12 protein-coding genes are annotated in these 12,166 nt (G+C 74.0%); 5 read left to right on the top strand and 7 right to left on the bottom strand.

The window, feature by feature from the left end:
* Positions 1 to 3: 3 nt before the first annotated feature.
* Positions 4 to 1,107 carry an NAD(P)/FAD-dependent oxidoreductase gene (locus AC0HI0_RS27330; protein WP_480926364.1) on the bottom strand — a complete coding sequence of 368 codons (1,104 nt, stop codon included), beginning with the start codon at positions 1,105 to 1,107 and terminating at the stop codon, positions 4 to 6.
* 163 nt (positions 1,108 to 1,270) lie between these two features.
* On the opposite strand from AC0HI0_RS27330, the gene AC0HI0_RS27325 reads away from it, so the two are divergent.
* Positions 1,271 to 1,837, top strand: a complete 567-nt coding sequence (locus tag AC0HI0_RS27325) for a GNAT family N-acetyltransferase (protein ID WP_480934403.1) — start codon at positions 1,271 to 1,273, stop codon at positions 1,835 to 1,837.
* 13 nt (positions 1,838 to 1,850) lie between these two features.
* On the opposite strand, the gene AC0HI0_RS27320 is transcribed toward AC0HI0_RS27325, so the two are convergent.
* The 4 genes from AC0HI0_RS27320 to AC0HI0_RS27305 all read right to left on the bottom strand — a co-directional run bounded on the left by AC0HI0_RS27320 (position 1,851) and on the right by AC0HI0_RS27305 (position 4,576).
* A complete protein-coding gene (locus AC0HI0_RS27320) occupies positions 1,851 to 2,702 on the bottom strand; it encodes a class I SAM-dependent methyltransferase (protein ID WP_480926363.1) in 852 nt (283 codons plus the stop codon).
* Positions 2,703 to 2,752: 50 nt separating this feature from the next.
* The gene (locus AC0HI0_RS27315; RefSeq protein WP_480926362.1) at positions 2,753 to 3,214 is read right to left on the bottom strand and encodes a hypothetical protein; all 462 of its coding nucleotides are present in this window, start codon (positions 3,212 to 3,214) and stop codon (positions 2,753 to 2,755) included.
* Positions 3,215 to 3,369: 155 nt separating this feature from the next.
* Complete coding sequence (locus AC0HI0_RS27310) at positions 3,370 to 3,873, bottom strand: hypothetical protein (protein ID WP_480926361.1); 504 nt, start codon at positions 3,871 to 3,873, stop codon at positions 3,370 to 3,372.
* Between the two features lie 13 nt (positions 3,874 to 3,886).
* Complete coding sequence (locus AC0HI0_RS27305; protein ID WP_480926360.1) at positions 3,887 to 4,576, bottom strand: CAP domain-containing protein; 690 nt, start codon at positions 4,574 to 4,576, stop codon at positions 3,887 to 3,889.
* A 67-nt stretch (positions 4,577 to 4,643) separates the two neighbouring features.
* On the opposite strand from AC0HI0_RS27305, the gene AC0HI0_RS27300 reads away from it, so the two are divergent.
* From AC0HI0_RS27300 to smc, 4 genes are read left to right on the top strand one after another with little or no spacing between them, the layout of a single operon-like run.
* Positions 4,644 to 4,940: an acylphosphatase gene (locus AC0HI0_RS27300; RefSeq protein WP_480926359.1), complete on the top strand. Its 297-nt coding sequence runs from the start codon at positions 4,644 to 4,646 to the stop codon at positions 4,938 to 4,940.
* A gap of 33 nt (positions 4,941 to 4,973) precedes the next feature.
* Positions 4,974 to 5,480 carry a sigma-70 family RNA polymerase sigma factor gene (locus AC0HI0_RS27295; RefSeq protein ID WP_480926358.1) on the top strand — a complete coding sequence of 169 codons (507 nt, stop codon included), beginning with the start codon at positions 4,974 to 4,976 and terminating at the stop codon, positions 5,478 to 5,480.
* Positions 5,477 to 6,124 carry an anti-sigma factor family protein gene (locus tag AC0HI0_RS27290; RefSeq protein ID WP_480926357.1) on the top strand — a complete coding sequence of 216 codons (648 nt, stop codon included), beginning with the start codon at positions 5,477 to 5,479 and terminating at the stop codon, positions 6,122 to 6,124. The genes AC0HI0_RS27295 and AC0HI0_RS27290 overlap by 4 nt, the downstream gene beginning before the upstream one ends.
* Positions 6,125 to 6,180: 56 nt before the next feature.
* Entirely contained in the window at positions 6,181 to 9,891 is a 3,711-nt protein-coding gene (smc, locus tag AC0HI0_RS27285) for a chromosome segregation protein SMC (protein ID WP_480926356.1), read from the top strand.
* Between the two features lie 529 nt (positions 9,892 to 10,420).
* Here smc and AC0HI0_RS27280 read toward each other — a convergent pair.
* Both AC0HI0_RS27280 and AC0HI0_RS27275 read right to left on the bottom strand, forming a co-directional pair.
* Positions 10,421 to 11,065 (bottom strand): response regulator, encoded by a 645-nt coding sequence (locus tag AC0HI0_RS27280; protein WP_480926355.1) that lies wholly within the window; start codon positions 11,063 to 11,065, stop codon positions 10,421 to 10,423.
* Positions 11,062 to 12,114: a sensor histidine kinase gene (locus AC0HI0_RS27275; protein ID WP_480926354.1), complete on the bottom strand. Its 1,053-nt coding sequence runs from the start codon at positions 12,112 to 12,114 to the stop codon at positions 11,062 to 11,064. The genes AC0HI0_RS27280 and AC0HI0_RS27275 overlap by 4 nt, the downstream gene beginning before the upstream one ends.
* Between the last annotated feature and the right edge of the window lie 52 nt (positions 12,115 to 12,166).

Genomic DNA, 12,166 nt, shown 5'->3' with positions numbered 1-12,166 from the left:
CGCTCAGCCCGCCGGCATCGTGGGGTGGCGCTCGAACAGCAACGCGCCGCGCACGATGGTCTCCTTGTAGCGGGCGGCGAGGCGTCCGGTCAGCACGGCTTCGCGCGGGCGGTCGTCGCCGTGCACGAACTGGACCAGCCCGGCCCGGCGGCCCAGGCTCACGCACTGGTTGATGTAGGAGTACCGGAACCGCTTGGGCCGCTTGCCCGCCAGCCGGTCCGCCAGCGCCCGCACGGCCCGCTGGGTGGTCGGCAGCCCGGTCGCGCACGCCATTCGCAGCTCCAGCCCGTCAGGGCGGCGGATGGACGCGGCGTCGCCCACGCCCAGCACGTCCGGGTGCGACACCGACGCGAGCGTCTGGTCCACGACCATCCGGCCGTGGTCGTCCACCGCGAACCCGGCGTCGCGGGCGAGGTCCGGCACCCGGAACCCGGCCGCCCACACGACGGTGTCGGCGGCCACGCGGGTGCCGTCGACCAGGGCCAGTCCTTCCGCGTCCACGGACGCCACGCGGCTGTGCTCGCGCACCTCGACGCCCAACCGGTCGAACGTCGCCCGCAGGTACCGCCGCGCCTTGGCCGACAGCGTCGCGCCGAGCACGCCCGAGGTCACCAGCACGACCTCCAGGTGCGGCAGGCTCTCGGCGAGTTCGGCGGCGGCCTCGATCCCGGTCAAACCGCCGCCGGCCACCGCGACCACGCGGGCGCCGGCGAGGTGGGCGCGCAGCCGTTCGGCGTCGTCCTGCGTGGCCACGGTGTGCGCGTGCGCGCGGACGCCGGGCACCGAGTCGAGGTCGGCGTGGCTGCCCAGCGCGTAGATGAGCCGGTCGTAGCCGAGGGCGCCGTCGGTGAGCTGGACCTTGCGGGCCCGCGCGTCGATCGCGGTGACCCGGTCGACCACCAGCTCGACCCCGGTGCCGGCGAGCAGGTCGGCCAGCGGCAGGTCGCGCAGTTGCTGCCCGACGGCGAGCTGGTGCAGCCGGACCCGCTCCACGAACCGGTCGCGGGCGTTGACCAGGGTGACCTCGGCGTCGGTCCACTTCGCCGCCAGCTTGGCCGCGGCCAGCCCCGTGTAGCCCGCGCCGACGACCACGATGTGCTCTGTCATGTCCCCGTCCTCTCGTCGGAATGGGAGCGGGGCGGCACGGTGGTTCGTGACGGCCTCGATCTGTGACTCGTGTCACTGCGGGTGTGCGGCGAGGGCACTCCGGGGCGGCGATGATCGTTGACGGCACGTGCGCACCGCGCGGCCCGTGCTCGCCGGGGGCGTGATGTCGTTGGTGGACAAGGGGATTGGCGGCTTGATGACGGTAGTGACCACGGCCCACACGTCCGAAGTGGACCCGGCGGTTCTCGCGGCGGCGCGCGCGTTGTGCGATGACGCGTTCGACGGCGGTTTCAGCGACGACGACTGGGAGCACGCGCTCGGCGGCGTGCACGCGCTCGTGTGGGAGGAAGGCGTCCTGGTCGGCCACGGAGCCGTTGTGCAGCGCAGACTGCTGCACAACGGGCAAGCGTGGCGGACGGGGTACGTCGAGGGCGTGGCCGTCCGGGCGGACCGGCGGCGGCAGGGGCACGGCGCGGCGGTCATGGGCGCGCTGGAAGGCGTGGTGCGGCGGGCCTACCAGGTGGGCGCGCTGGCGTCGGCCGAGACCGCGCTGGACTTCTACGCCGGGCGCGGCTGGCGGTTGTGGCGCGGGCCGACCTCGGTGCTGGGCCCGACCGGGCTCCGGCGCACCGAGGACGACGACGGCGGCGTCTTCGTGCTACCCGTCGAGGTCGAGCCGGACCTGGACGGCCCGCTCGCCTGCGACTGGCGCGCGGGCGACGTCTGGTAGCCGGGCGCGGTGGTCAGGGCTTGCGCGCCTGGACCAGCCAGACCGCCGAGCCGTAGCAGACGCCGTCCGGGGTCACGTGCTCCGCCAGGCTCGCCCGCACCGCGTCCAGCGCGCCCGCGAGGGCGTCCGGCGCGAGGTCCCGGATCTGGGACTCGTGCCGGGTCGAGACGTACCCGAACGCGTCCTCCACGTCCCGGCCGAGGTACATCGGCTCGTCCAGCGGGGTGAGCACGACGTCGGTCAACCCGGCCCCGGTCAGCACCCGGCGGACCTTGTCCGGCTCGCTCAGCGCGAACGGGTTCGGCGTGTCGGTCGGCGGGTCGGGCAGGTCCCGGCCGCCGGAGAGCAGCGTGCGGAACCCGGTGAAGAACTCGTTCTCCCGGAAGTTCCGCCAGGTCAGCAGCACCACCCGGCCGCCGGGCCGCAGCGCCCGCGCGAGGTTGCCGAACGCGGCCGGCGGGTCGCCGAAGAACATCGCGCCGAACCGGCTGATCACCACGTCGAACGCCGCGTCCGGGAACGGGTGGACCTGCGCGTCGGCCTGCTCGAAGGCGGCGTTGGCCAGGCCCTCGCGGGCGGCCCGCGCGCGGCCCTCTTCGACCATCCGCGACGACAGGTCGACGCCCAGCGCCGAGCGCGCCCGTCGGGCCGCGTCCAGCGTGGTCCGGCCGCCGCCGCAGCCGACGTCGAGCACGTCCGACGTCGGGGTGAGCGCCGCGGCGGCCAGGAACCGCGGGTGGTAGCGGACGAGTCCCCGTTCCAGGCGGTCGGCCTGGTCGATCCAGAAATCGCCCTGGTCGCCGTCCCAGGCGTCGAACTGGGCGGAGTTCGACGGGTCGACCAGCGGTGCGGTGGAGTCGCTCATTGGCCGGGACCCTAGCGACCACGCCCGCCGCCCGCCCCCGGTTTTCCCCGCTACGGCGCGGAACTCGACGTGGGTGTCGGCGTCGTCGTCGCGCTGGACGAGGAGTCCGAGGTCGGGGTGAAGGAGGTCGGCGGGTTGCTCTGCGACTGCGACGTCGGCGCCGCCGTGGTGGTCGTGGTGAGTTCCACCTTCGGCTCGTCCGGTCGCGGGCCGGCCGCCTCGGGCTCCTTGCGCGGCTCGGACGACGAGGGCGCGGACGACTTCACCGGGCGCGCCGAGACGGTGACGACCACCGTGGACGTGCTGCCGTCGGCGGCGACCCGCACGGACGTGTCCACCGTCGCCTGCACGTCGGCGCGCTGCTCGGGCGGCACCGGATCGGGCTCGCCGCCCATGGCCAGCATGGACGCCAGCGAGGCCATCACGGTGGCGACGACCGCGCCGCCGCCGGCCAGCAGGGCCACCGAGGAGATCTTCTTCTTCGGTGCCGCCTGGGGATCTTGCTCGAACACACCATCTCCCTGTGGGGAACCCGGTCGGATGGTCAGGTGTCCGAGTTATCGGCGGGTCACGTCGGGAGGCGAATCGTTCGAGCGGTCCTCCACACCTTCGTGTGGCGGACCGTCACCCTCGAACAACGCCCTCGTTTGGCCGAACCGCCGCCCGCCTACCCGGCGGACGTGGTGGTGGGGGCCGCCGTGGTGGTCGTGACGGCCGGCGGCGGAGTCGTGGTGGCGGCTGGCGGCGGCGTCGTGACCACCGGGGGCTTCGACGAACTGGTGGTGGGGTTCGGGTTGCCGGTCGGCGAGTCCTCGACCGTGGTGGTCGTGGTGGTGCCGTCCGGGTTGGTCACGGTCGTCACGCGGGTGCGCTTCGCCGTCGTGGTGGTGGTGGTGGTCGTCGTTTCGCTCGGCGCGGTCGTCGTCTCGGTCGTGGTGGTGAGCGTGGACGACGCCGTCGTGGACGAGGCGGTGACCAGGGTGCTGCGGGACACGACGTCCTCGCGCGGGGTCGGCTTGGCCGGACCGGCCTCCTGCGACGCGCCCGCGATCGAGGCGACCGACGCGAAGATCGTCGCCACCAGCACGCCGGACGCGGCCAGCAGGACGTTGGGCGACACGCGCAGCCGGCGGCGGTCGGGTTCCGGGGTCTCGTACAGCCCGTCGGTCACTCGCACTCCCTCGTTACCAGCCGAAATTCTGGGTCCAGTACCAGCCGTCGACCGCCAGGCCCACCCCGATCGCGGTGAACCCGCAGTTCAGGATGTTGCGGCGGTGACCGTCGGAGTTCATCCATGCCTTCATCACCGATTCCGGCGTGCGCTGGCCCTTGGCGATGTTCTCGCCGCCGGGGCTCGGGTAGCCCGCGGTGCGCATCCGCTGCGCGAAGTCCACGCCTTCCGGGGTGTCGTGCGAGAAGTAGTCCCGGGCCGACATGTCGTCGCTGTGCCCCTGCGCGGACTTCACCGCGCGCTCGTCCACCTTCAGCGGACCGCACCCGGCGGCGGACCGGGCCTCGTTCACCAGGTCCACGACCCGCTGCGTCTCCGACACCGGCGGCGGGGCCGTGGTGGTGGTCGGAGGGGCTGTGGTGGGTGCGGCGGTCGTGGTGGTGGTCGGGGGTTCGGTGGTGGTGGTCGTGGTGGGAGCGGTGGTGGTGGTCGGCGCCTCGGAGGTGGTCGGCGCGGGCGCGTTGGGCTGGGTGGTGCGCGCGGGCAGGCCGATGCCGCCCACCCCGCCGACGCCCGTGTTGTCGCCGTCGTCGCCCTGTGCTGTGGTGGGCGCGGCGACGAACGGGGCGAGCTGTTCGGGGCCGGCGAAGGCCACACCGGTCGCGCCGGCTGCCCCGAGCATCAGCCCGACGAGTACGCCCATCACGGATCGGTTACCGCGCCGCGCAGTCACGGTCGCGCACCGTACCACTAACGGGTGAAATGTCAGGATGGAAGTTGTGGCTGGAGTAGAGCGGACCGTGCGCCTCACCGCCTGGGTGCGGGGGCACGTGCAGGGCGTCGGCTTCCGGTGGTGGACCCGTGCCCGAGCCCTTGAGCTGGGCTTGGTCGGCAGCGCGTCGAACCTGAAGGACGGCCGGGTCGAGGTCAACGCGGAAGGCCCGGAGGCCGCCTGTCGTACTTTGTTGGACGTTTTGCGCGCCGGCGGTACGCCCGGTCGGGTGGACTCGATCGTGGAGCGCTGGTCGGAGCCACGCGGCGGCCTGACGGGATTCGTGGAGCGTTGAACGCGTAAGGGTCCGGTGGCGTAGTAAACCGGTGTGGACCGTGGCGAAGATGTGGTCAGGCAGCTGTACGGCCGCTGGCGCGGTCCGCTGCACGGCTACGTGCTGCGGATGGTCGGCGGCGACCACCAGTACGCGGAGGACGTCGTGCAGGAGACCCTCCTGCGCGCCTGGAAGCACGTCGACGAACTGACCCCCGACGACGCCGGGCCGTGGCTCTACACGGTGGCCCGGAACCTGGTCATCTCCGGCTTCCGGCGGCGCGGCGGGCGCAACTCCGAGGTGCCCATCGAGCCGACCGACCTCCCGCCGGTCGCCGACGAGGTGGAGCGCGTCTTACAGAGCTGGCAGGTGGCCGAAGCGCTGCGCGCGCTAAGCCCCGACCACCGGGCCGTGGTGGTCGAGCTGTACTACCGCCGCCGTACCGTCAACGAGGCGGCGGCGGTGCTCGGCATCCCGGCCGGCACGGTCAAGTCGCGCTGCTTCTACGCCCTGCGCGCGCTGCGCGACGCCTTGGAGGAGCGGGGGGTGACGGAGTCGTGAGCTGCGATCGCACCGTCGCCCTGGGCGTGTACCTGCTCGGGTCGTTGGACCCCGCCGAGCGCTCGGCGTTCGAGCGCCACCTGCGCACGTGCCGCGCGTGCCGCCGCGAGATGCTCCGGCTCGCCCCGCTGCCGGGCCTGCTCGGCCAGGTCCGGCTGGAGGACCTGGAACTCCCGTTCGAGGACCCGGCCCCCGACCCGGACCTGTACCCGCTGCCCGAACCGGAACCCGTCGCCGAGCCGGTCCGGGCCCGTCGCCGGTGGCCGGTGCTCGCCGGGGTGGCCGTGGTGGTCGCCGCGCTGGTCGCGGTCGGCGTGCTGGTGCTGCGGCCCGGGACCGACCCGGTGACCTGGACCGCGCTCGACGGCGGCACCGGCGTGGCCGCGCGGGCGGAGCTGGTCGCCAAGTCGTGGGGCACCGAGCTGTGGCTGTCGGTCCAGCACGTCCCGCCCGGCCGGCGCTGCAAGCTCGTGGTGCACGACCGCGCCGGCAAGGCGGAGATCGGCGGCTGGTGGAGCAGCGACCACGCCGAGGACGAGCGCATCCCCGGTTCCACGTCGTTCCGGCTGGACCAGATCGAACGGCTGGACCTGGTGGTGGAGATGGACGTGCTGGTCTCGGTGAAGCCCCCGCAGCCGGGCTGAGCTGGGGCGCGGCGCGCCGGCGTCTGGATCGGCCGGCCCTTGGGTACTCTGCCCCGGTGCACCTCAAGAGCCTGACGCTGAAGGGCTTCAAGTCCTTCGCCTCGGCTACCACGCTGCGCTTCGAGCCGGGCATCACGTGCGTCGTCGGCCCCAACGGGTCCGGCAAGTCCAACGTGCTCGACGCGCTCCGCTGGGTGATGGGCACGCAGGGCGCGAAGGACCTGCGCGGCGGCAAGATGGAGGACGTCATCTTCGCCGGCACGTCCGGCCGCGCCCCGCTGGGCCGCGCCGAGGTGACGCTGACCATCGACAACTCCGACGGCGTGCTGCCGATCGAGTACACCGAGGTGTCGATCACCCGCCGGATGTTCCGCGAGGGCGCGACCGAGTACGAGATCAACGGCAGCTCGTGCCGGCTGATGGACATCCAGGAACTGCTGTCGGACTCCGGCATCGGCCGCGAGATGCACGTCATCGTCGGCCAGGGCCAGCTCGCCGCGATCCTGGAGTCCAAGCCGGAGGAGCGCCGGGCGTTCGTCGAGGAGGCCGCGGGCGTCCTCAAGCACCGCAAGCGCAAGGAGAAGGCGCTGCGGAAGCTGGAGGCGATGCAGGCGAACCTGACCCGCCTCACCGACCTCACCGCCGAGCTGCGCCGCCAGCTCAAGCCGCTGGGCAAGCAGGCCGAGATCGCCCGCCGCGCCCAGGCCGTGCAGTCCGAGCTGCGCGACGCCCGGATGCGCCTGCTGGCCGACGACCTGGTGACCCGGCGCGCCGCGCTGGCCCGCGAGGAGCAGGACGAGGCGACCGCCCGCGCCCGGCGCACCGAGGTCGAGCAGGCCCTCCAGCAGGCGCAGCTCCAGCAGAACGAGCTGGAGGACCAGGTCTCGGCCGACGCGCCGAAGCTCCAGCAGGCGCAGGACACCTGGTACCGGCTCTCCGCCCTGGAGGAGCGGCTGCGCGGCACGGTCCGGCTGGCCGTGGAGCGGGAACGGCACCTGTCGGCCTCGGTCGAGGCGCCGCGCGGCGGGCGCGACCCGGACGAGCTGGACGCCGAGGCCGAGCAGACCGCGATGCTGGAGCAGGAACTCCAGGACGGCGTGACGGAGGCCCGGGTCGGGCTGGCCGAGGCCGTCGAGACGCGCGCCGAGCTGGAGCGCCTGGTGCAGGCCGCGGAGAAGGCCCACCTCGCCGCGGTGCGCGCGATCGCCGACCGGCGCGAGGGCCTGGCCCGGCTGTCCGGCCAGGTGGAGGCGCTGCGCTCGAAGACCTCCGCGACCGCCGAGGAGATCGAGCGGATGTCGGTCGCGCTGGCCGAGGCGGTGCAGCGGTCCGAGGTCGTCGCGCAGGAACTCGCCGAGGCCCGCGAGGTCACCGGCACCGAGGACGAGGACGACGTCGGCCTGGACGAGCGGCACCGGCGCGCGGTCGAGGCCGACGACGCCGCCCGGGGCCGGGTCGAGGAGCTGGTCAAGGCCGAGCGGACGGCGGAGCGCGACATCGCGTCGTGGAAGGCGCGGGTGGACGCCCTGTCGCTGGGGTTGACCCGCAAGGACGGCGCGGGCGCGCTGCTCGCCTCCCGGCTGCCGGGCCTGCTCGGGTCGGTCGCCGCGCTGCTCACCGTCGAGCCCGGGTTCGAGGTGGCGCTGGCCGCCGCGCTCGGACCGGTCGCCGACGCGGTCGCGGTGCGGTCCGGCCCGGACGCGCTGGCCGCGCTGGAGTTGTTGAAGGAGCAGGACGCGGGCCGGGCCGGGGTGCTGGTCGGCGGGTCCGGGCCGGTGGACCGGCCGTCGTGGCCCGCCCTCCCGCCCGGCGCGCGCTGGGCCGTGGAGCTGGTGCAGTCGCCCGAGGCGCTGCGCCCCGCGCTGCACCGGGCGCTGGACCGGCTGGCCGTGGTCGACGGCCTGGCCGGCGCGCGGGACCTGGTCGAGGCGCACCCGGACGTGTGCGCGGTGACCCACGAGGGCGACGTGTTCGGCGCGGACTGGGCGGTCGGCGGTTCCGGGCGCAGCCAGAGCGTGATCGAGGTCCAGGCCGCGGTGGACGAGGCTTCGGAGAAGCTGGCGCTGACCGAGCGCGCGCTGGAGCGGTCGGCGGCGGCGTTGGAGGGCGCGCGGGCCGAGCAGCAGGCCCGGCGGACCGAGGTGAACGCGCTCAAGGAGCAGCTCAACGAGGCCAAGGTGCGCCGCGCCCGGTCCTCCGAGCGGCTCAACCGGCTGGCCGCCGCGGTGCGCTCGGCGCAGGCCGAGGTCGACCGGGTGCGGGTGCAGCGGGAGAAGGTCGAGGCGGCCCGCGAGGAGAACCTGCTCAAGCTCGGCGAGCTGGAGGAACGCCTCCTGGTCGCCGAGGAGCAGCCGCTGGACGACGAGCCGGACACCGCCCAGCGCGACGAGGCCGCCGCCGAACTCGCGTCGGCCCGGCAGGGCGAGGTGGACGCGCGGCTGCACCTGCGCACCGCCGAGGAGCGGGCGCGGGCGTTGCAGGGCAAGGCCGAGGGGCTGCGCCGGGCCGCGCGCGCCGAGCGGGAAGCCCGGGAACGGGCGCAGCGCGCGCACGCCGCGCGGGCCCGGGGCGCGGTGGTGGCCAAGGCCGTGGTCCGGGGCGGCGAGGTCGCGCTGGAGCGGATCGGCCAGTCGCTGGCCCGCGCCGCGCGCGACCGGGACGTCGCGCAGGAGCGCAAGGCGCAGCGCGAGACGTTCCTGGTGCAGGTGCGCAGCCTGGTCCGGGAGATGTCGGTGGAGCTGGAGAAGCTGACCGACGCCGTGCACCGCGACGAGGTGCTGCGGGCCGAGCAGCGGCTGCGCATCGAGCAGTTGGAGACCAAGGTCGCCGAGGACTTCGGCATCGGCCTGGACGACCTGGTCGCCGAGTACGGCCCGGACGTGTTCATCCCGCCCTCGCCCCAGGAGCTGGCCGAGTACGAGGCCGCCAAGGATCGCGGCGAGGCGGTGACCGCGCCGCAGCCGATCCCGTTCGACCGCGACACCCAGGCGCGGCGGGCCAAGCGCGCGGAGCGCGACCTGTCGCTGCTGGGCAAGGTCAACCCGCTGGCGCTGGAGGAGTTCGCGGCGCTGGAGGAGCGCTACAAGTTCCTGTCCAACCAGCTGGAGGACATCAAGGCCACCCGCCGCGACCTGATGACCGTGGTCAAGGAGGTCGACGACAAGATCCTGGAGGTCTTCACGTCGGCCTACGAGGACGTGGCCCGGGAGTTCGAGGTCGTGTTCAAGGTGCTGTTCCCGGGCGGCGAGGGCCGGCTGGTGCTGACCGAGCCCGACGACATGCTGACCACCGGCATCGAGCTGGAGGCCCGGCCGCCGGGCAAGAAGGTCAAGCGGCTGTCGCTGCTGTCCGGCGGCGAGAAGTCGTTGGCGGCGGTGGCGATGCTGGTCGCGATCTTCCGCGCGCGGCCGTCGCCGTTCTACGTGATGGACGAGGTCGAGGCGGCCCTGGACGACACCAACCTGCACCGGTTGATCGGGCTGTTCGAGCAGCTCCGCGAGCGGTCGCAGCTGTTGATCATCACGCACCAGAAGCCGACGATGGAGATCGCGGACGCGCTGTACGGCGTGTCGATGCGCGGCGACGGCATCAGCCAGGTGATCTCGCAGCGCCTGCGCGGCCGTGACGACCTGAAGCCCAAGTCCGCACCCCGCGCCGCCACGCCACCGGCCGCCGAGCCGGTGACCGCCGAGCCGGTGCCCACCGAGCCTGGGGCCGCCGAGCCTGCTGCGGCAACGGTCGTCGAGGAGCCGGCGCCGGCGGACTAGCTGTACCGACCGGTGAGGTTGGGGACGCGGCCGGCGGGTGGTTGACCGCCCGGTGTGGTGTGGCTGCGGTGGTGATTGCAGCTGTGCAGCCATCCCGGTAGCGCTTCGTGGCTGCGCACGACACGGCCGGTCGCGCGGTCCGGAAGCGACGGGCGGGCCGGGCCCCGCCGGCGTGGTGCCCGCGCCGTCACGGTCCGCCGCCCGGTGTGGTGGATCCACGACACACCGAGCCAGGCGCGTGCCGGTCTCCGACAGCGGGACGTCACGGCGGGACACGAGGCATCCCGGGTCGCCGGTCACGGCAGAACCGCCGCGCGCCTCCCGCAGCGAGAACGCCGCGCCGACCGGGTCGAGCAGGGGCGCCACCGCACCCCGGCCCTCGACGTCGAACGGCCCGGCTCCCGGCCGGTGAACCGCCACCCCGGCGCGGCCTCGAAGAACGCCGCCGCGCCCGGCACGTCCCGGGTCTTCAGGTCCATCCAGCAGCACGTGGAAACGGTCGTACCGGGCAGAACGGTGGGCCGGCAACTCAATTCCGGTAGGCGAAGCCCGTCCGGAACGCCCACACCACGGCCTGCGTGCGGTCGCGCACCTCCAGCTTGGTGAGCACGTGCTTGACGTGCGTCTTCACCGTCTCCACCGACAGGTGCAGCGCCCGCGCGATCTCCGGGTTGGACAGCCCCTCGGCCATGGCCCGCAGCACGTCCGCCTCGCGGTCGGTCAGCCGCACGGTCCGCGCCCGGTCGGCGGGGGTGCGCAGGGCGTGCGCTTCGAACAGCCGCCGGGTCACCGACGACGAGATCACCGCGTCGCCGGCGGCGACCGTGCGGATCCCGGCGACCAGTTCGTCCGGCGAGGCCCGCTTGAGCAGGAAGCCGTCCGCGCCGGCCGCGATGGCGTCGTCCACCACCTCGTCCAGGTCGAACGTGGTCAGCACGAGCACCCGGGGCCGGGGCTTGGCGGACATCAGCTCGCGGGTCGCGGACACGCCGTCGCGCACCGGCATCCGGATGTCCATCACCACCACGTCGGGCCGCAGCGCCAGCGCGGAGACCACGGCGTCGCGGCCGTTGGAGACCTCGCCGACGACCGCGATGTCGGGTTCGCCGTGCAGCAGCGCCTTGAGCCCGCCGCGCACCAGCGAGTCGTCGTCGGCCAGCAGCACCCGGATCACGGCGTCCCCCTCGCGGGCAGGGTGGCGCGGACCAGGAACCCGCCGTCCACCGGTCCGGCCTCGAACTCGCCGCCTTCGAGGCGGGCCCGTTCGCGCATGTTCACCAGACCCCGGCCGGGGGTCGGCGCGGCGAGGTGCCTGCCCTCGTTCACCACCTCCAGCACCACCCGGTCGCCGACCTGGGCCAGGTCCACGTCGATCCGCCCGGTCTCGGTGTGCCGCAACGCGTTGGTCACCGCTTCCTGGATGATCCGGTGCACCGCCCGCGCCGCGCCCGGCGCGAGGTCCACCTCGGTGGTGTTGAGCCGCAGGTCCCGGCCCGCCGCGCGCACCCGGGCGGTGAGTTCGCCGAGGTCGGGCGGGGTGTCGTCGTCGCTGTGCATGACCCGCAGCAGCCGGTCGAGTTCGCCCAGCGCGTCGCGCCCCACGGTCTCGATGTGCCCCAACGCCTCCTGCGCGAACGCCGGGTTGTCCGCGAACACCCGCCGGCCGACCCCGGCCTGCATGACGATCACGTTCACCGCGTGCCCCAGGGCGTCGTGCAGCTCGCGCGCCAGCCGGGTCCGCTCCTCGGCCAGCAACCGGGCCTGGGACGCCTCCGCCCAGAACCGCCGGGCCCGGGTCGCCTCGCCCGCCACCATCGAGATCAGGAAGCACATGCTGACGCTGAACAGCTCGGCGGAGCCGACCTCGGCGCGGTCGAAGACCACGTAGCCGACCAGCGCCAGCAGCGTGAGCGCGCCGCCCACCAGTCGCATCCGCCAGCCGTAGGTGGCGAACACCGTGAACACCGCGATCCACGCGGGCCACTGCACGACGGTGGGCGGGTAGCCGGCCGCCGCGTTCACCACCACGACGACGCCGGTCACGGCGGTCACGGACACCGGTGCGGTGGTGCGCCACAGCAGGCTGAAGGCGGACAGCACGGCGAAGCCGAGGCTGAACGCGTCGGTGGGCCGGTGCGGCGGCTCGGACCCGGCCAGCAGCGCCGCCACGACCGACGCGACGACCAGCCCGGTGGCGAGCCAGGCGTCCGAACGGGTGGGCATGGCTCATCGTCCCCCGCCGTGCCGCGCCCGGCCAACGCTCTTAAGAGGACAA

Source organism: Saccharothrix sp. NBAS 001, assembly GCF_056640475.1.
The sequence above is the reverse complement of the archived record's forward strand: the minus strand, read 5'-3'. Positions and strand labels throughout refer to the sequence as shown.